General features: G+C 60.9%; 13 protein-coding genes. 3 read left to right on the top strand and 10 right to left on the bottom strand.

Translation table 11 applies throughout. The features are described 5' to 3' along the window. The 5 genes from KB554_RS09515 to rbsK form a co-directional block, all read right to left on the bottom strand. Positions 1-1,626, bottom strand: a complete 1,626-nt coding sequence (locus tag KB554_RS09515) for a DUF4832 domain-containing protein (RefSeq protein WP_211035779.1) — start codon at positions 1,624-1,626, stop codon at positions 1-3. Positions 1,627-1,693: 67 nt separating this feature from the next. After that, on the bottom strand, positions 1,694-3,133 hold the full coding sequence (locus tag KB554_RS09510; RefSeq protein ID WP_232522943.1) for a RagB/SusD family nutrient uptake outer membrane protein: 1,440 nt from the start codon (positions 3,131-3,133) through the stop codon (positions 1,694-1,696). A 25-nt stretch (positions 3,134-3,158) separates the two neighbouring features. Continuing rightward, on the bottom strand, positions 3,159-6,095 hold the full coding sequence (locus KB554_RS09505; RefSeq protein WP_211035777.1) for a TonB-dependent receptor: 2,937 nt from the start codon (positions 6,093-6,095) through the stop codon (positions 3,159-3,161). A gap of 26 nt (positions 6,096-6,121) precedes the next feature. After that, entirely contained in the window at positions 6,122-7,285 is a 1,164-nt protein-coding gene (locus KB554_RS09500; protein ID WP_211035776.1) for an IPT/TIG domain-containing protein, read from the bottom strand. A gap of 43 nt (positions 7,286-7,328) precedes the next feature. Continuing rightward, positions 7,329-8,255 (bottom strand): ribokinase, encoded by a 927-nt coding sequence (gene rbsK / locus KB554_RS09495; protein ID WP_141428263.1) that lies wholly within the window; start codon positions 8,253-8,255, stop codon positions 7,329-7,331. 171 nt (positions 8,256-8,426) lie between these two features. On the opposite strand from rbsK, the gene KB554_RS09490 reads away from it, so the two are divergent. Next, positions 8,427-9,479: a LacI family DNA-binding transcriptional regulator gene (locus KB554_RS09490; RefSeq protein WP_141429957.1), complete on the top strand. Its 1,053-nt coding sequence runs from the start codon at positions 8,427-8,429 to the stop codon at positions 9,477-9,479. Positions 9,480-9,758: 279 nt separating this feature from the next. Here KB554_RS09490 and KB554_RS09485 read toward each other — a convergent pair whose 3' ends face one another. Together KB554_RS09485 and KB554_RS09480 are read right to left on the bottom strand one after the other, a co-directional pair. Continuing rightward, positions 9,759-11,042 (bottom strand): putative sulfate exporter family transporter, encoded by a 1,284-nt coding sequence (locus tag KB554_RS09485; protein WP_141429958.1) that lies wholly within the window; start codon positions 11,040-11,042, stop codon positions 9,759-9,761. A 15-nt stretch (positions 11,043-11,057) separates the two neighbouring features. Beyond that, positions 11,058-12,173, bottom strand: coding sequence for a porin (locus tag KB554_RS09480; RefSeq protein WP_211035774.1), 1,116 nt, complete (start codon positions 12,171-12,173; stop codon positions 11,058-11,060). Between the two features lie 184 nt (positions 12,174-12,357). Here KB554_RS09480 and KB554_RS09475 point away from each other — a divergent pair, with 184 nt between their 5' ends. After that, complete coding sequence (locus KB554_RS09475) at positions 12,358-12,897, top strand: flavodoxin family protein (RefSeq protein WP_141428265.1); 540 nt, start codon at positions 12,358-12,360, stop codon at positions 12,895-12,897. Positions 12,898-13,032: 135 nt separating this feature from the next. Further along, on the top strand, positions 13,033-14,790 hold the full coding sequence (locus tag KB554_RS09470; protein ID WP_211035772.1) for a 1-deoxy-D-xylulose-5-phosphate synthase: 1,758 nt from the start codon (positions 13,033-13,035) through the stop codon (positions 14,788-14,790). Between the two features lie 118 nt (positions 14,791-14,908). Here KB554_RS09470 and KB554_RS09465 read toward each other — a convergent pair whose 3' ends face one another. From KB554_RS09465 to KB554_RS09455, 3 genes are read right to left on the bottom strand one after another with little or no spacing between them, the layout of a single operon-like run. Beyond that, a complete protein-coding gene (locus KB554_RS09465; RefSeq protein ID WP_141429959.1) occupies positions 14,909-15,589 on the bottom strand; it encodes an ABC transporter ATP-binding protein in 681 nt (226 codons plus the stop codon). Positions 15,590-15,640: 51 nt separating this feature from the next. Continuing rightward, complete coding sequence (locus KB554_RS09460) at positions 15,641-18,046, bottom strand: FtsX-like permease family protein (RefSeq protein WP_211035770.1); 2,406 nt, start codon at positions 18,044-18,046, stop codon at positions 15,641-15,643. A gap of 3 nt (positions 18,047-18,049) precedes the next feature. Beyond that, positions 18,050-20,413: an ABC transporter permease gene (locus KB554_RS09455; RefSeq protein WP_211035769.1), complete on the bottom strand. Its 2,364-nt coding sequence runs from the start codon at positions 20,411-20,413 to the stop codon at positions 18,050-18,052. Positions 20,414-20,415 lie beyond the last annotated feature (2 nt).

Genomic DNA, 20,415 nt, shown 5'->3' with positions numbered 1-20,415 from the left:
TCAGTCTACGATATATCTCAAGGTCTTGTCGCTCTGGATGTCGTCGAATTCGGCATTTTTGAGCTCATATTCGTCGCTGTCGGCCCCCACTCCGACGTATCCCATCGGATGGCGGCCTCCGGTAAAGTAGTTCATGGCGGCGAAGCGCAGCGAAGGCAGCATACCGGCAGGATCGAGGACGGCGAGCGACACGATGTATTTGCCCGGCCGCAGTTCCTCGTCGAGCGTCAAGGCGGCAGTCACCTCGTTCTCGGGAGCCGGCGTACCGTAACTGCCGCTCGCAGGATCCCAGTTCTCCCCGGGCATCCACTGAGAAATGTGCGCATCGGCGAGCGTGGCGGACCACACTTTGCGGTGCGTCGATACGTTGAGCAGCGCCACCTCGACAGGCCAGTCGTAATAGAAAGGCGACGAACCCGTATTGACCACCTTGAGCTTCACCTCGAACGGCTTACCCTGCTCGATGCGCGCGGGATAGCAGAACTCCTTGATGACGAAGCGGTATCCCAGCGCTTTCTGTACCGTGGATGCATTGACCTGGAACACGGGATCGTTGAAATCGGCCCATGTCACGCCGCCCAGATGGTTGCAGTGAAGCGAGCGAATCTGTTCGATGACCTTCGCGCGGGTCTCCGCATTGGCCAGACAGTCTTCGAGGCTGCGGTAGCCCTTGTCGTAAAGATCGCCCCAGTTCCAGGTTATCTCGCCGCCGACAGGCTGCGTGCGCCAATAGTCGCCCCGGCGCATCATGGCGTTGTAACCGCGCCCCTCTTCCTCGGAGATGGCCCACGAGTCCCAATAGACGCCGAAATCGTAGTCCTCGAACTCGTATGCATAGCGGATCATGACCTTCTTGTTCTTGAAAGCGGCCTTGAATGCGTCGCCCAACGTCTTTTCAATGCCGGGAATCCAGGTCCGGTTGGCGACATGCTCCGGCTGCGAATGAGGTTTCCAATAGGTCGTGATGTTGGGGTCGTGGTGTTCGCCCCATTCGCCGACAATGCCCATTTCGACATAGGCCACACGCGGATCGTTATCCCACGCCTCGCCCAGTTTGGCGACGAACTTCTTGACACGCTCCTGGAACGTCGGGTCGAAATATCCGCCCGTAGAAGGAGTGTTGTCGTCGTCCGAACGCACCTCGCGCGGAATGTCCGAAGGCCAGTGCCAGCCGTTCAGGTCATCGGGATGATCCGTGTAGGTATTCTTCTCCACGCCGCCCTCGTAAGGCTCTATCCATACGATAAAGGGGCGCGGCACGACCTTGACGTTCATCTCCTCGACGCCTTCCCAACGGTGGTTGCTGTAAGCGATCACTTTGTCCACGCCGTCCGATTCGACGTTCTCCATCATGTTCCACTGCATGTACTCTTTGATGAGCGAACCGTAGGGATAGGGATATTCCGCCCTCTTTTTGTCGATGCCGGGACCGAAGAACTCGCGGAATCCCTTCATCGGATTGCGGAATGCCTGGTAATATTCGTAGGGAACGACCTTCACGACACCGTTCTCTACGGTCGTGCTTCCCGTGTCCCCACCCTGCGGGAAGTGTTCGCCGCTATCTTTTTCGCATCCTGCCCCGGCGGCGAACAGCAGGCAGAATCCCAACCGAAAGATTGTCTTCATAAACAGATTGAATATCGTGAGTTTTCGGAACGGGGAGGCGACGGAACGCCTCCCCGTCAGAACCGTATCAATAACCCGGATTGTTTTCCGTAATGGCATCGTTCGCATCCATGGCGCTCTGCGGAATCGGATAAAGCACATGGAAGTCGCGGATCGTGATATCGTAGGCAGCCTTCACCTGTTCGGCCAACTTGCCGAAACGGATCAGGTCGAAACGACGCACGTGTTCGCAGCACAGCTCGTGCAGGCGCTCTTCGAGAAGGACATCGGCGAACTGCTGCTTCGTAAGGTTGTCCGCCGCGGTGATCTCGCCCAGTCCGGCGCGTCTGCGCACCTCGTTGAGGCAATCGTACTTGGCATCGGTCTTGTCGTCGATGGCGTTGAGCGCTTCGGCCCGCATCAGCAGCACGTCGGCATAACGGATGTAGATGAAGTTCAGATCGTCGTTCTCGATCTCATTGCCGTATTTCGGATCCCAGAACTTCTTGATCGCCGGCGGAGTCTGCGGAATACCGGCAAACTCGGTCCAGAAGAAAGCCGTCTTGCGCTTGTCCTCGGCGTCGTAACTGTCATAAAGATACTGCGAAGGGCCGAATCCACCCCAGCCTCCGAAAGCCGTCGTGCTGCCCGGAATGTTGCGCGGTCCCCAATAGCTGTGCTGAAGCGAACCCTCCTCGCCCCATTTGCCCGAGTGCTTGAACTGCACCTCGAAGATGTTTTCATACTCTTCGTTCTTATGGTCAGGCGAGAAAATGTCGGCATAGTCGTCGTAGAGATGGAACTTGCCGTAAACCTGATCGAGAGCGGTCAGCGCCTCGCCGGGACGCCCCCACTGCAACAGGACACGGCCCAGCAGGGCATAGGCCGCATAGCTGGTGGCGCGGCCCTTGTCCGATCCGGACTCCCACGACGGAGGAAGTACGCCCGCGGCATCGCGCAGGTCCTGTACGATGACTCCGTAAACGTCATCGGCCGTCGAACGCGGTTTCATGATCTGGTTCTTATCGACCGACGCCGAGGTCCAGAGCGGCACGCCGCCGTACATGCGCACCAGATCGAAATAGAGCAGCGCACGCACGAATTTGGCCTGGGCGATCATCAGACTGCGCGCCTGTCCGCTCACAGGAGCCTCGGAAGGCATGTCGATGACGATATTGCAACGCTTTATACCATCGTAACAGAGGGTATAGTGATTATCGAAAAAAGAATGCGAGGCCGAAAAAGTGTAATAATGCAACTCGGCATAGGCTGCCCATCCGAGATCGAACGGCAGCACCTCGTCGGTGCCGAATTCACCCAGCGTAATGGCATATTTCGCCTCGAATCCGGCGGTGATGTTCTGCAACGCCCCGTAAGCGGCCGTCAGGGTGTTGTCCCAATCGTCCTCGGTCTTGAACGAGTTTTCGGGAGTCAACTTGCTTTTGGGGGTTTCATCGAGAAAACTTTCGCAGGAAGTGACCGCACCCAGCATCAGCAGGAATCCCGCGGCACATATCATCTTTTTCATGGTTCGTTTTTTTAGGTTGCGTGTTTTAGAAATTGACGGAAACTCCGCCGATGAAACTGCGCGAACCGGGATAAGGGTTCGTATTGTCCCACGCCTCTACGTCGTAGCCCGTGTAGGCGGTGAAGGTCGCGAGGTTCTGCACCGAGAAGAATACGCGGATGCTGTTGGCGCGAATGGCATCGGTCCAACGCTTAGGCAGCGTGTAGCCGATCTCCAGATTCTTGATGCGCAGGTATTTGCCATCCTGCAGATTGGCATCGGTGCCATCTCCGTTGGCATAAGCGCTGCCTACGCGCGGAGCCGGGTAGACGTTGCTCGGGCGGTCGATGCGCCAATAACCGAAGTAGTAATCCCGGCTCATATTGCCCCATACGTTGTAGGAACTCTGCGAACGCAGCAGCGTGTTGTTGATCTTGTGGCCGCCGGCGAAGTTCATGAACAGCGTGACATCGAAACCATAGAAGCGGAACGTGTTGGAGAAACCTCCGTACCAGGTCGGAGTGCTCTGACCGGCAAACATACGGTCATCGCCGTTGATGACGTTGTCGGGCTCTCTGTCGAGGATCTTGCGATCGCCCGGATAGGCGCCGTAGACAGCGGCCTTGTCGGCTTCATCGAGCTGCCATATGCCCTGCGAGTGGAGCAGGTAAAATTCCCCGAGCGAGTGCCCCACGAAAAGCGATTTATCGACATCCTGCTTGCCGTCGTAAAGCTCGATAATCTCGTTGCGGTTATAGGAGATGTTGAACGAAGAGGTCCACTGAAAATTACGCAGATTCAGATTGACCGTGTTCAGCGTGAACTCAATGCCCTTGTTGTCGAGTACGCCCACGTTGGTCATCGAGCTCGTGTAACCCGACTCCTTGGGCAGCGGCACGGTCCAGAGCAGATCGTTCGTGCGTTTGTAGTAACCCTCGATGGTACCGGCGATACGGTTGCCGAACAGGCCGAAGTCCAGACCGATATCCAACTGTTTGGCCTTCTCCCAGGTGAGATCGGGATTGCTGATACTGCTGTAGACGGCTCCCGATACGAGGCTGTTGCCGAAAACGTAGTCGAGACCCGAACCGCCCTGGCTGATCTGCGCGGCATAGGAGTAATCGCCGATATTCTGATTGCCGAGCATACCGGCGCTGACACGCAGTTTGAGGTTATCCACCCATCTGGCTTTCTGCATGAACCGCTCTTCGGAGATACGCCATGCGGCAGCCAGCGAGGGGAAGTAGCCCCACCGGTGTCCCGGAGCGAAACGCGAGGAACCGTCGCCGCGCATGGTCAGCGTTACGAGGTAACGCTCGTCGAAATTATAGGTCGCACGTCCGTAAAACGACACGAGCGTCGAAGCCGAAGCATAGGATCCGTTGGGACCGTGGGTGGTCGCACCGCCCAGGTTGTTGTATTTAGTCGTCGCATTGAGTCCCTTCGAATCGGCCGTGACCTCTTCGTAGTCGGTCCGCGAAGCGGAGAATCCGCCCATGACCGTCAATTTGTGCCGGTTGCGCATAAAGTCGTAGGTGACGGTGTTCTCGGTTTGCCAGTACCGTTTCTTGTTGGTCATGATACGGGCATGTCCGTCAGCGGCATAGTGCTGACCCATGCGTCCGTCTTCGTATTCATTGACCTTGAAAAATACCAGCTCCCCGCCGTTGTCCGAACGGATGCGCAGGTTCTTGACAGGCTCCAGCTCCAGATAGAACGATCCCACGACACGGGTCTTCTTGGTGGGTTTGTCCAGCAAATCGACGATGGCTACGGGATTGGCCTTCGTATTGAGGAAACCGTCGAAATAACTGCCGTCGGCATTATAGATCGGAGCGGTGGGCTGTGCAGTGATGGCGCTGTGCATCGTACCGTAACCCGAGTCGGACTCCTCGTTGATATTCATCAGTTTAGATTCGATGACATTCATCCTCACACCCGAACGCAGCCATTTGTTCAGCGTAGCGTCCATATTGTAACGAGCGGTAAATTTGTTGAACGAGGAGCGCTTGACGGTTCCCTGCTGGTCGTAATAGTCGAGACCGAGGTAGTGGGTGGTTGTCTTGCCGCCGCCCGAAATCGAAAAATTATAGTTCTGGAAACTGCCGTTCTGCGTCACGGCATCCTGCCAGTCGGTCGATTCGCCGCGGCTGAGCTGGCGCAATTCCGCCGAAGTCCAGGTATAGGTCTGCCCGGTGGATTCGATCAGGTCGTAATACTGCTGAGCGGTCATCATGTCCTGCTTGTTCATGAGCTTTTGTACGCCGCCCGTGACGTTGAACGATACGCGGGTCTTTCCTGCCGTACCTCTTTTGGTGGTGACGAGTACGACGCCGTTCGAGCCGCGCGATCCGTAAATCGAGGCCGAGGAAGCGTCCTTCAGCACCTCGATGGACTGGATATCGCCGGCCGAAAGATCCTGCAGACCACCCTCCACAGGCACACCGTCCACAATGTAAAGAGGTTCCGTCCCAGCGTTGATCGAGCCGGCGCCACGGATCAGAATGCTGGCATCGGCTCCGGGTTTCATATTGCCCTGCGTGACCTGTACGCCAGCCGCCGCACCCTGCAGAGCGGCCGAAACCATTCCGATCTTGCTGTTTTTGAGCACATCGGACTTGATGGAGGCCACCGAGCCCGTCAGATCGCTCTTTTTGGCCGACCCGTAACCGATGACCACCACATCGTCCATGTTGTAATTATCGGGGACCATGCGGATTTCCATTCGTGTATCCTTCCCCACGGGAACGGACTGATCGATCATGCCTATGAAAGAGAAAACCAGGGTCTCACCTTTTTTTGCATCGATCGAAAAACATCCCATAGCATCGGTCGATACACCCTTCTGCGTATTTTTTACGACAACGGCAACACCTGCGAGCGGTTCGGAATTTTCATTCATCACCATGCCTTCGACCTTGTTTTGGGCAAAACCGGCCGCTGCCAGCAGCAGTGCTGCCAGTAAAAACAATATCTTTTTCATTGTTGTTCTCGGTTAGTAGTTAGACGCTAAAATTGACGGATCGCGCGGATTCCGATGGCCCATCCCTCCTTGTCCGAAGCCGCCGTCACGAGATTCTCCGCTTCATAGAAGTTCACGTAGTAGGCGCTCCATATCGGCGCGCTGTCGTCGGCATCACCTTCAGACGACGACCAATAGTTGTTGGCCGCAAGTCCGGCACCCTTTTCGGCAAGCATGTTTTTCTGGTAGAACAGTTGTACGAGTTCCTGCTGCGAAGGGAGAAACCAATCGTCGTACACGATGCCGTCCACGGTCTCGGTCTCCGCATCGCACTGTTCGGCAGCCGACTTCTTGCTCGACGGCCATGTCTCGAACTGCTGGTGGAAATTTTTCATGGCCTCCACGCAAATACGCGTGTTCTCCTTGCCGGCGTATATATCCTTTCTGGTTTCGCCGTGTCTGGAGGTCGGTCCCCATTGTTCGGTCGCCGAACCGGTATTGCTGCGCTTGGCGATCAGTCCGTGAATGCCTCCGTCGGAAACATAGTAGACGATACCTCCGCCTATCTCGTCTCCCACGGCGACGGCCACACTGACCTCTCCCAGACGTCCCTGCCGGTTTCCCCGGGTCAGCGTCAGCGTATTCACTCCATAGCATTCCTCGGGAACAACGATCTCGACTCCCTCGCCGGTCAGTGCGACGTCCGCCGTATGGGATACGCCGGACGGATAGGCGTCGGAAGTAAAGACGGCCTTGTCGCCCGCCTCGAAGCCCTTGCCTCCGATCCGGATTTTCGTACCCCGGGCCGCATGGTCCGTCGGCATCACCAGATCGTCGATAGCGATCACGTAAGCCACTTTCAAGTAGTCCGGCAGCGTACTGACAAGACCCGCACGCTCTACGTCCACCTCGTATGTGCCGGCGGCATCGGACGGGATAACGATCGAAATGCCGTAATCGGTCACCTCGATTACCTGGGGTTCAAAGTCCTTTTCCTGCGAAAGCGACGTACAATAAAGTTTGTCCCCTGTGTCGAAACCCTTGCCGGAGATCGTTACCGTCGTGCCGGGAATCGTACTGCTCTCCGCCGGCATGACCACATCTTTCAGAATCGGGGCCACGGGCTCCGCTTTCTGTTCGTTCTCATCGTCGCATCCCGCGGTTGCGAGTGCGAAAAACGAGAAAAGAAGCATAAAGTTCAATTTTCTCATGGATGTTTGGGTTTTTAGGTTCGTGTATCTGATTTTGGATTGGTCAGAGCTGTGCGACCCGAATATCGTCGATTTCCCGGCGATAAGGAACGGAATTTTGCGCGCCGAGCCGAGTTACTGAGATCGAGGCGACGAGCGAGGCGAAACGGGCAGCCTGCACGAGATCGCGTTCTTCGGCCAGCGCAACACAGAGAGCTCCGCAAAAGGTATCGCCGGCAGCCGTAGTGTCTACGGTTTTCACCTTGAACGGAGCGATGTGCGTACATTCGGAGCCGTCGAAGCAGAGAGCTCCGTACGCCCCGAGCGTGATGAGCACGCTGCCGACACCGTATCCATGGAGAACCCGAGCGGCCCGTTCGGCGGTTTCCCAGTCCGTCACTTCGATGTTCGTCAGGGCGCTGGCCTCTCCGCGATTGGGAATCAGGACGTCCACCATTCGGAGCAGCTCTTCCGGAAGAGCCGATGCGGGTGCAGGATTCAAAAGTACCTTCACTCCGGATTCGTGAGCGATACGGGCCGCGCAGATGACGGTTTCGAGAGGAATTTCGAGCTGCATGATGACGAGATCGGCCGACTCAATCTCGGAACGGGCCTGTTCGATGTCGGCAGGCAGAAGGGTGTTGTTGGCCCCCGGAGCGACGGCGATACAGTTTTCGCCTTTGGCATCGACGGTAATCAGGGCCACACCCGAAGGAACTTCGGCATTGCAGAGCATGAAGGCCGTGTCGATACCCTCCTGCCTGTATCCCTCTTCGGCCCGCCGGGCGAACAGATCGTCTCCGGTTTTGCAGATGAAAGTGACACGGCCGCCAAGACGGGCCGCAGCAACGGCCTGATTGGCCCCCTTCCCTCCCGGATTCATCAGGAAAGTGCCACCCAGCACAGTTTCTCCGGGGGCAGGCAGTTTCTCGGACTTGATGACCATGTCCGTGTTGCTGCTACCGATGACAACAATTTTTTTAAGGTTCATTTCGAAGTGTTTTAGGTTTCTGCAGCATGGTTTGCGCATTGCTTTCGACAGGTTGGGATCGTATTTTGCGCAATCGTTTGTGCAATATAAATAAAAAAATCTCAAACAACCAAATTTTCTTTGATCTTTTTTGAAAAAAAAGTATCTTTGGCTATCCAATTATACATAACAATGCAAAAAGAAACCTTGATTACAATAGCAGAGCGGACGGGATTTTCAATATCTACGGTATCCCGGGTACTAAACGGCAAAGCGCAAAAATACCGAATTGCCGACCAGACGGTAAAAACGATCACGGAAGAGGCCCGGAAATGCAACTACCAGCCCAATCTGACGGCGCAAAGTCTTCGGACGAAGCGCACGAACACGATCGGACTGATGGTGCCGAGCATCGACAATCCTTTCTTCGCCAACATCGCTAACGTGATCATCCACGAGGCCCGCCTGTATAAATATACCGTGATCCTGATCGACTCGATGGAAAACGAGAAGGACGAACGGGAGGGAATAGACTCATTGATGAGCCGGAATATCGACGGTATTATCATCGTACCCTGCGGACGCGACGCCCACTCGCTGGAGGAGGCGGCAACCAGGACACCGATTGTCCTGATCGACCGTTATTTCCCCGAAACGACCCTGCCCTACGTTTCGACAGACAATTACTTGGGCAGCTACAATGCAACACGGATGCTGCTGGAGAGCGGACACCGGAAGATCCGCTGCATCCAGGGACCTCCTTCATCCATCACGACGATAGAGCGGGTACGCGGTTACAGCGAAGCCCTGCAATCCTACGGGATAAAAGACGGCGGAATGGTCTCGGGCACCGATTTCTCAATCCAGAACGGGTATGTCGAAACCAAACTGGCGCTTGCAGGGCCGGAACCCCCGACGGCTATCTTCGCCCTGAGCAACACAATCCTGCTCGGTACGCTCAAAGCGGTCGAAGAGGCCGGACTGAATGTTCCGGACGACCTGTCGGTCATTTCGTTCGACAATTACACCTACCTGGATTTTCTGTCCCCGGCCATTACACGGGTCAATCAGCCGATCGAAGAGATGGGCATTCTGGCCGTAAAGATCCTGCTGCAGGCCCTGAAGAACAATGAACCGAGCCATACCCAGATACTGCTGCCTCCGAATATCATCGTCCGCAATTCCGTCCGGCTGCTTCAGGACAGAGACGTTCCGCTCCGATCCGCTGTTTTGGGAGACGGCTGAGAACCGGACTTTCAGCGCAGACCGGAAACCGATCGCGATACGGACCGACAACCGCCGAAACGATCGTTCCGGGCCCCTTACACACAATTCTCCCGGAAACGGCGATTATCATGTTGCGACGGCACGTCTGCATTCCAGTATCCGACCGTCATCGACAATACGTCCGGCAAGTCCGAGCGTTCCAAGAATGTTCCGCCACAGCCCCAACGTTCCTACGGTCAGTCCGAAAGGCTCCGTCACCGGCGGATTCAGCTTTCATTTCGCGCAGAAGGGGCGCACCTATGCCGTCCACATGGGCTTCAGCACGCCGAACAACAAGCAGGCGATCACGAAGGTGACGACGATGTTGAAACCCTGCGCCGCGAGGAACGAACGGAGCAGGTTGCGGTTCTCCTTCGATACGATCTCCTTCAGACGCGTGTCGAGGCCGATGCAGACGAAGGCCAGCGAAAAGAAGACCGTGGAGAAGGTCTTGGCGACACCCGTTTCGGCGAGTTTGCCGCCGTCGCCCGGGACGAAGAACCCGCCCGACTGCATCAGGCTGAAGACGAGCGAGGCGGCGACGAATCCGAGGATGAACTTGGGGAACTTCTCCCAGACGATGCCCAACGAGGGGGCCTCGCGGCCCCGCTCCCCGCGGGTCGAGAGGTAGAGCGCGATGAAGAAGGCCACCACGCCGATCAGCACGTTCTGCGCCGCCTTGATGATGACGGCCTGCCGGTTGGCCGCGTCGCCGATCATCTCGCTCGAAGCCACGACGCCCGACGTGGTGTCGATCGTGCCGCCGATCCACGCTCCGGCGACCTCCTGCGCCACGGAGGGTTCGAACAGATGCGGCAGGATCAGTCCGGCCAGCCACGGCATGAGGTAGATCATCGGCACGACGACGATGAGCACCAGCGAGACGATATACGAGAGTTTCCTGTCGTCGCCGCCCGCCACGCGCGCCGCGGTGATGCAGGCCGAGACGCCGCAGATCGAGACGCCGCTCGACAGAATCATCGCCGAACGTTCGTCCACGCCCCGGCGGCGCGAGAACCGGAAGGCGAAGAACCAGACGAGCGCCACGACCAGGCAGGCCTGCACGAGGCCGAAGACGCCCGACTTCATCACGTCGCCGATAAGGATCGTCGCTCCGAGACAGACGACGCCGATCTTGATGAAGAATTCGCCCTGAACGGCCGGTTTCATCCAATCGGGAAGGCGCCAGAGATTGCGGATCAGCAGCCCGAAGAGCACCGAGAAAAAGACCGATTCGAAGCCGTATTTCGCCACGACGGGAATCTTGGCCACGACCTGCGCCACGAGCGAGACGGCGAAGACCACGACCAGCGACGGCAGCAGCCCCCGGACCGGACGGCGCAGCAGGAGACTCCCGACGTAGAGCACGACGAGCACGATCAGAAACAGCAGGGCGATGTTATACCACGCCACGCTGCCCACGAGCGTCGCGGGAACGGCAGGCAGACTGCGGGGGACGAGCGCCGAGAGCAGCAGCAGCGGAACGGAGACCCAGACCGCCACCCAGTCTTCGACACGGAGTTTTTCGAGCAGGTTTTTCATCATATCGCAAGAACTTTAAAAGATTCCGGAAAACATGACCGCGACGACGTTGCGGTTCGAGACACCGTGCGAAGCGTAGTCCTCATAGGTGTAGTCGAGCTGGCAGCGCAGGTACTTCACCGGCTGCCAGAGGATGCCGGCCGTGTAGTTGGTCTGGCGGGAGGACGGCGCGGAGGCATTCTCGAGGAAAGTGTCGTAGCGCACGACGGGCATCAGCGTCCGCGTGACGCGCCAGCCGCCCAGCACATACCAGCCGCTGCTCTCCAGGAGGCCGCCCGCCGGGCGTTCGTCCCCGGCCGGAAGTCCCGTCTCGCCGCCGATCCACTCGCCGCGCAGGACGACCGGACCGCGGTCGTAGCAGGCGCCCGCTCCGTAGCGGACGCGCCGCAGGTAGGAGGCGCCGTATTCGCCCCGGTAGTAGGAGGCCGAAAGGAGCAGCCCCGGGAAGGGCCGGACGCCCAACCGCGCGGAGAGGTCCTTCGAGGTATTCCTGTCCTTCGTATTGATGCCCTCGCCGTTGAACACGCCCAGGTCGTAGCTGAGCACGTCGTACCCGTCGCGCCGGAAGAATCCGCCGTAGAGCGTGGCGCCCATGTCGCGCCCCGTGGCCGAGAGGCCGCAGACATCCTCGAAGCCCATCAGCCGGCGCAGTCCGAGCGGGTATTCGATCAGCTCGAACTTCAGGGGCACGTAGTCCGTGTTCTCGATCGAGAAGGGAACCTTGTACTCGCCCAGCTTGACGTTGAGCTGGCGCAGCGGCTTCCATTCCAAGTAGGCATCGACGACCTTGGGCGAGGCGAACTCGATCTGCACGCGGTAGCCCAGCTTCGGGGCGAGATTCCCCGCGAGATTCAGCCGCACGCGCTTGATGAAGAAGGTCGAGGAGCGCTCCGCGGCCTCGTAGCCCAACTGCACATAGCCCGAAATCGCCGGGAGGCGCTCCAGAATCCGTTCCCACGAGGAGGTCTTCTCCCGCAGGGCATCGGCTTCGGCCGGAAGGCGGGCCGCATCGGCGGCGGATACCGCGGCGACGCTGTCCGCGGCCGGGAGCGCGGAGTATCCGGCGGCATGCTCCGCCCGCAGGCCGAAAGGCAGCAGTACGAGCAGCAACGAGAGGGCGATCGGTTTCATACGCACGGGTTTTTCGTTCACGGTGCAAAGGTCGTTATTCCCGCGGGATGAGGCAATACGCGAAAATACCTAAAAACCCGGCGGCGGGGCGAAACCGGAATCCGGGTAATATTATCCGTAATCGGGATTAGGCGGAAGTCGTTTTTTCCCGCTATTTTTGCACCGCAGAAAAACACGAACGACAATGGCGAAACGAGTACTGATTCTTTCATCCAGCCCGCGCCGGGGCGGCAACTCCGACCGGCTCTGCGACGAGTTCCTGCGCGGAGCCGCCGAGGCGGGCCACGACGCGGAGAAGATTTTCCTGCGCGACCGGACCATCGGCTACTGCACGGGATGCGGCGCATGCAGCCGCGACGGCAAACCCTGCCCGCAGCGGGACGACGCGGCGGAGATCATCGACAAGATGGTGCGGGCCGACGTGATCGCGATGGCCACGCCGGTCTATTTCTACACGATGGCGGCCCAGATGAAAACCCTGATCGACCGCTGCTGCGCACGTTACACGGAGATCAGCGGCAAGGAGTTTTACCTCCTGCTCACGGCCGCCGAGGAGGAGCGGGAGAAGATGCTCCGCACGGCAGACACCTTCCAGGGGTTCTTCGACTGCCTGGAGGAGCCGCACCTCCGTGCGACCGTATTCGGCACGGGCGTGTGGCACGCGGGCGAAATCGCGGGACATCCCGCCCTGCGCGAAGCCTACGAAGCGGGGAAAGGCATCTGACCGGACCCCTCCCTTCCATCGGCCGCACGGCGGTCTCCGGAAAGGCATTCCGGCCGCACCGGGCAGGAAAGACTGTGAACGCGACGGCCGACACAGACAGATACCGGACAGGACAAACACAAAAACGAACACAGCATGTATCTTGAAAAAATCGACGCTCCGCAGGACCTCCGGGGTCTCACGACGGAGCAACTGCATGCGCTGGCGGACGAGATCCGCGAGGCGCTGCTGCGGAAACTGAGCGCCCACGGCGGACATATCGGACCGAACCTGGGCATGGTGGAGGCCACGATCGCCCTGCACCGCGTATTCGACTCGCCGAAGGACAAGATCATCTACGACGTCTCGCACCAGAGCTATGTCCACAAGATGCTGACGGGCCGCCGCGAGGCGTTCCTCGATCCGGCGGACTACGACGAGGTGTCGGGTTACACCAATCCGCAGGAGAGCGAGCACGACCACTTCACGATCGGCCACACCTCGACCTCGGTGAGCCTGGCCTGCGGATTGGCCAAGGCCCGCGACCTGCGGGGCGGCAGCGAGAACGTGATCGCCGTGATCGGCGACGGCTCGCTGAGCGGCGGCGAAGCCTACGAAGGACTGAGCAATGCCGGAGAGGCGGGCACGAACCTCATCGTCGTGGTGAACGACAACGAAATGTCGATCGCCGAGAACCACGGCGGCCTCTACGCCAACCTGCGCGAACTGCGCGAAAGCGACGGCAAGGCCCCGTGCAACTTCTTCCGCGCGCTGGGGCTGGACTACCTCTACGTGAAGGAGGGCAACGACATCGAGGCGCTCACCGCCGCCTTCCGGCAGGTGAAGGACACGCCGCGACCGGTCGTCGTGCATATCCGCACGCTCAAGGGCAAGGGATACGCCCCGGCCGAGCGGCAGAAGGAGCGGTTCCACTGGGGAATGCCGTTCGACCTGGCGACGGGCGAACCGAAAGCCGCAGGCGGCGGAGAGGACTACTGCGACCTGACGGGCCGCTTCCTGCTGGAACGGATGCGCACGCAGCCCGAGCTGGTGGCCATCACGTCGGGAACCCCGGCCGTCATGGGATTCACGCCCGAACGCCGCCGCGAAGCCGGACGGCAGCTCGTGGACGTGGGTATCGCCGAAGAGCACGCCGTGGCGCTGGCTTCAGGCATCGCAAAGGCCGGAGGCCGCCCCGTGTACGGCGTGTACAGCACCTTCATCCAACGTTGCTACGACCAGCTCTCGCAGGACCTCTGCATCAACGGGAATCCGGCGGTGATCGCCGTATTCATGGGGACCGCGGCGGGCATGAACGACGCGACGCACCTCGGGTTCTTCGACATCCCGCTGCTGGCGAACATCCCGAATCTGGTCTATCTGGCGCCGACCTGCGCGGAGGAGTACTTCGCCATGCTCGACTGGGCGATCCGCCAGCGGGAACACCCCGTGGCCGTGCGTGTGCCGGGAGCCGCCGTAGTGCACCGTCCTGGGCCGTTCGACACGGAATACGGCGAACTGAACCGCTACCGCGTGGAGCGCAGGGGCAGGGAGGTGGCCATCCTGGCGCTCGGGTCGTTCCATGCGCTGGGCGAGGAGACGGCCGACCGGCTGAAAACCGAGGCGGGAATCGACGCAACGCTGGTGAATCCGCGCTACATCACGGGCCTCGACGAGGAGCTGCTGGAGGAGCTGCTGCGCGATCACCGGGCGGTCGTCACGCTGGAGGACGGCTCGCTGGACGGAGGTTTCGGCGAGAAGATCGCCCGGCGGTACGGCCCCACGCCGATGCGGGTGCTGAACTACGGACTCCGCAAGGAGTTCGCCGACCGCTACGACCTCGGAGAGCTGCTGCGCGCGAACCGGCTGACCGGAGAGCAGATCGCGGAGGACGTGCTGCGCATCGTGCGATAGCGCGGGGTGCGACCCGATACGACGAACCCGGCGGACCGCAAAGGTCCGCCGGGTTTCGCTTGCCCTTCCCGCCCGGGGACTTCCGTACGGCATCGGCAGACGGCGGCGGGAACGCCGGTCACATGCGGTTCGCGAGGTCCTTGACCAGTTCGCCGTCGAACAGGTGCAGCACGCGGTGCGCGAAGGTCGAATCGTACTGCGAGTGGGTCACCATGATAACCGTCGTGCCCTCGCGGTTGAGCTCCGAGAGCAGTTCCATCACCTCGCGGCCGTTCTTCGAATCGAGGTTGCCCGTAGGCTCGTCGGCCAGGATCAGCTTGGGATTCGACACCACGGCGCGGGCGATGGCCACGCGCTGCTGCTGACCGCCCGAAAGCTGCTGCGGAAAGTGCTCGGCACGGTGCGAAATGTTCATGCGGCCCAGGATCTCGTTCACGCGGCGCTTGCGCTCGGCGGCCTTCACGCGCATGTAGATCAGCGGCAGCTCGACGTTCTCGAAGACGTTCAGCTCGTCGATCAGGTTGAACGACTGGAAGACGAAGCCGATATTGCCCTTGCGGAACTTCGTGCGGTCCCTCTCCCGGAAGGCGGCGACCTCCTGCCCCAGCAGGGAGTAGCTCCCGGAAGTGGGATTGTCCAGCAGGCCCAGAATATTGAGCAGCGTGGACTTGCCGCATCCCGAAGGCCCCATGACGGCGACGAACTCGCCCTCGTCCACGTCGAACGACACGCCGTTCAGGGCGATGGTTTCGATCTCCTCGGTCCGGAAGACCTTGCGGAGGTTCTCGACTTTCAGCATTGACATGACTAAATGTTTTTTAAGATTAATGAATCGTTGTCGGTTTCGGTATCATTCGGACTTGACCGAATCGGCGGGATTCTCCGAGGCGGCGCGCCACGAACGGACGGTGACCGTCAGCACCGTCACGGCCAGCACGGCCAGCAACGCCGCAGCGAAGACCCACCAGTGCATCGGCACACGGTAGGCGAACGTCGAGAGCCACCGCGAGACGGCCCACGCGCTCAGCGGAGCCGCCACGGCGAAGCAGACGAGCACCATCGCGGCGTAACGCCGGTTGAACATGCGGAGCACCTCGCCCGTCGTGGCGCCCATCACCTTCCGGATGGCGATCTCCCGCCGCCGGCGCTGCGTCTCGAAGAGCACGATCCCGAAGACGCCCATCAGCGCGATGACCACGGACAGCAGCGTGAACAGCCCGACCACGGTCGAGAGACGACGCTCCTTGCCGTACTCGGCCCCCAGCTCCTCCCCGAAGGTGCGGACCTGCAACTCGCCCGGCGTCAGGCGCGGGTCCGTCTCGACGATGCAGCGGCGAATCCACTCGGTCACCGAAGCGATGTCGGCATCCGGCGCATGGCGGACGTAGAGCACCCGTGCCGAACGGCCGCCCGAGAGCTGCGACATCTCCTCGGGCAGGACGTAGAAGACGAAGGGCGCGACACCATACTGCAAAGGCTTGAAATTGAAGTCGGCGCAGAAACCCACGATGGGGTCGTCGTCGCAGAAGCCGCCGATCGGATCGCCCAGATGCAGGTCGAACTCGCGGCGTGCCGCCTCGTTGCAGATCAGCGAGCCGACCGGCTTGCGGTCGTCGGAATCGAGGAAGTCGCGGCCGTCGGTGACGGGAATGCCCATCATGCGGAGGAAGTTCCACTTCACGATATAGGCCTGGAAGCTGACCTGCCTGCCCTTGAACTCCCGGCTCCAGCCCATGCGGCTCACATTGACCAGCCGTCCCTCGGCCCCCGTGACGTCGAGGATGCGGGGATCGGAGAGAAGCCTGTCGCGCAGGACGTCGTAACTCCTGGCGGCGGTATTGGACAACCGGACGGCCACGAGGTCGCGCTTGTCGAATCCCATGTCGTGATTCATCATGTAATCGTGTTGCAGACGGATGAAGCCCGTGGCGACGATCAGCCCGACGGCGATCGTGAACTGGACCCCCAGCAGCACCGTGCGCAGCAAACGCCCGCCCGCGGTCCCCGAGAAGGAGCCCTTGACGACCAGCGCCGGAGCGAACGAGGTGATGTACCACGCCGGATAGAGGCTCGCGGACAACGCCATGACCAGCGCCACGGCGACGACGGCGGCCACGACCGGCAGGTTCTCCGAAAGAGCGAGCGACGCGGAGATGTAGCTGGCGAACTCCGTACCCTTGACGAAGAAGGCCAGATACCATGCCGCGAAAAGCGAAACGACCACCAGCCCGACAGCCTCGAAGACGAAACCGAAACGCAGCGAGGAGGCGGACGCGCCGAAGACCTTGAAGGTATTGACCGTGCGGATGCGGACGGGAACCAGCGCGAAGAAGAAGTTCACGAAGTTGATGAAGGCGAGCACGATCACCAGCAGGGCGATGCCCAGCAGCGTCCAGGTCGTCGCCTCGGACCCCTGGGCGCACGGCACGCGGGCATCGGTCTCGAAGTAGAGCTGCGGAAGGGACGAAAGCCGGACGGGCAGCTCGTCCGAGGTATATCCGCCGTCCGCGGCCGCTTCGGCGTTCATTTCGCGGCGCACCCCGTCCCAGAAGGCGACGAACTGCCCGGGATCGGTCCCGGGGCGCAGCTTGACGAAATAGTTGAAACTCCACTCCGACGGATCGTCGAGACACCTGTCGCCCAGATCGTAGGCGACCTCGCACTCCGCGAGCAGCGAATTGTCGGGAAAATCCTCGAAGACGGCCACGATCTCCCGGGCGTTCTCCGGCGAAGGATTCTCGGTATCTACCCAAAGCATGTCGCCCACGCCGACGTCCAGCCGTTCGGCCGTCCGGCGGGAGACGATGACGCTGCCGGAACGGGCCATGTCGTACACGTCGCCCTCGACGGAGCGGAACGAGAAGACGTCGAGCAGCGGCACGGAGATCGCGCCCGCGGAGACCGCGAACTTGTCGTAGCCCATCCGCGAGGCGTTCTGCCGCCAAACCAGACCGGAACCGAAGCCGCCCCACGAGCAGCCTCCCGCCTCGACGCCGGAAGCCGAGGCGATGACCCGTTCGGAAACGGGCCGGTTGATCCACGACTGCCACGAGCCGGGTTCGTACCAACTCTGCAACTCGACGAGGTAGATGCGGTCGGCATCGGGAATCGACCGGTTGTAGGTCAGCTCCCAGCGCACCTGGACCAGAATGATGTAGAAAGCCGTGAAGGCCAGCGTCAGGCCGACGATATTCAGCAGCGACGAGGCCTTGTAACGGCGCAGCATCGTCAGAAAGTTTCTGAAAGCGATTTTCATGGGTTATTCGGTTTTGACGGAATCGACGGGATTTTCGCCGGCCGTGCGCCAGGAGCGGACGGTGACGGTGAGGACGGTAATCGCGAGCACGATCGCAAGGGCCGCGAAGAAGACCCACGCACTCAGCGGCACGGCATCGACGAAGCCGCGGAGCCAGACCGAGACGCCGTACCGGGCCAGCGGCGCGGCGACGAGGAAACTCGCGAGGACGATCCGCACGAAACGCAGGTTGAACATGCGGAGAACCGAAGCCGACGTAGCGCCGCAGACCTTGCGAATGCCGATCTCCTTGCGGCGGTGCTGGGTCTCGAACAACACCAGCCCGAAGACGCCCATCAGCGAGACGAAGATCGCCAGCGCGGAGAACGCCGAGACGAGCACGCCGGCGCGGAAATCCTTGCGGTAGAGGGTATCGACCGCCGTATCGAGGAACTCGATGTCGGGTTCGAGCGGCGTGACGGAGTGCAGCGACCTGCGGATGTGCTCTACAGCCGCGGAGAGGTCCGCTCCGGGAGCGATGCGGATATAGCAATAGGAGAGCGGAAGCGTCCACCCCACGGTCCCCGGGACGAAGAGCGCGAAGGGATCCTCGGCCCGGTGGCGGGAGTAGGCGCGGAAGCCGTCGGGCAGGAACCCCGCGATCTCGCCCCAGCCCGAAACATGGCGTGTCTCCGAAATGCAGTCGCCGGGGCGCATGTCCCACCTGCGGCGGGCCGTCTGGTTGAAAATATAGGTTCCCTGCTCGCGCAGCGGATCGGCGTCGGAGAAGTCCCTTCCCTCGGAGGGCCGGACGCCCAGTACGCGCAGGAATTCGGGTGTCACGACGAGCACCCGGAAAGAGATGTCGCCCAGGTCCCGGTAGGGGCGCGCCCAGCCGGAGAAGTTCTCCTCGGCGCCGAACCGCTGGAAGGCGAAGGCCACCTCCTCGATCTCGGCGCGGGACTTCAGCGCTCCGACCAGCGCGTCGCGCCGCTCGAGCGCCCCGGACGTCAGACTGACCACGACGACGCGGTTCCGGTCGTACCCCGTGGGGTAGCGGCGCAGGTAGCGGTTCTGAAGGCCGACGAAAAGCGCGGCGACGATCAGCCCGATCGAAATGACGTACTGCACGCCGACGAGCGCCATGCGGTAACGGCGGCCCGCCGCGGAGTGAGAGAACGTCCCCCGGACGGCCAGCACGGGACGGAAGGAGGTCATGTAGAAGGCGGGATACAGCCCGGCGACGAGCCCCACGCCCAGCGCGACCAGCGCGCACCACCCCACGAGCGGCCGGTTCGCCGCGAAGGACATGTCGGCATCGACATACCCGGCGAAGGGCGTGCCGGCCAGACAGCCGACGAGGCAGAGCGCCGCGAGGTAGGCGGCAAACGCGACGGCGACGGACTCGGCCAGCAGCGAGAGGCGCAGCGACGGGACGCCGGCGCCCAGAATCTTCTGCAAATTGATGAGTTTCATCCGCACGGGGGCCAGCGCCGAGGCGAAATTGACGAAGTTGATCGAGGCGATGACGATGACCAGCACGGCGACGGCCAGCAGGATGTCGGTCATCCGGCGGTTGCCCTTGGTCGGGAAGTCGTAGAGGATGTCGCGGGCGAAGTAGATGTCGCGGACGCAGGTCAGCCGCACGCCGACCTCCTCCGAGCCGTAAAAGGCACGGATGCGGCGGTTCATCTCCGCGGCGACCTCGTCATGCGAGGCCGGCGAATCGAGGCGGATGAAACACATGTAGTTGTGGGACGACCGGAAGGGCTCGAAATCGGAATCGGAGCCGCCCCGGCAGATCCAGTTCGGGAAGACCGAATTGGCAGGCAGGTCCGCATATACGCCGCAGACCGTGCAGGTCTCCCCGCCGATCCGGACGATCCGCCCCACGGCCGGTTCGTCGCCGAACATGCGCCGCGCCAGCGACCGGGGCAGCAGCAGCCCCGCGGAGGTGTTCAGTCCGGCGGCGTCGCCTTCGGTGAGACGCAGCCCCAGAACACGCACGAAGGAGGAATTGCACCGCTTCACCGTCTCGCGGAAGAGCCTGCGCTCGCCGTTCGGCTCGGGGACCTCCAGCTCCAGCCCGGGGCCCAGCATCTCCAGCGCCGAAGCCGCCTCGATATGGGCCGAGGAGCCTGCCAGGTCGGAAATCAGCGGATAGTTCAGCATCGTGAACCAGGAGTCGGCCAGCTCCGGAGAGCGCATCTCGACCCGGAAGATCCGTTCGGAGCCGGGGTGACACGTATCGAACCCGTATTCGAAACGCACCTCGATCAGGATGACGAGAAAGGCGGCGAAGGCCACGGCCAGACCCGCGACGTTGAGCGCGACGGCCGCAGGATAGCGGCGCAACGCCGTGAAGAGGTTTTTCAGAATGACACGCATGG

Source organism: Alistipes sp. Marseille-P2263, from assembly GCF_018101075.1.
Classification (GTDB): Bacteria; Bacteroidota; Bacteroidia; order Bacteroidales; family Rikenellaceae; genus Alistipes; species Alistipes dispar.
The sequence above is the reverse complement of the archived record's forward strand: the minus strand, read 5'-3'. Positions and strand labels throughout refer to the sequence as shown.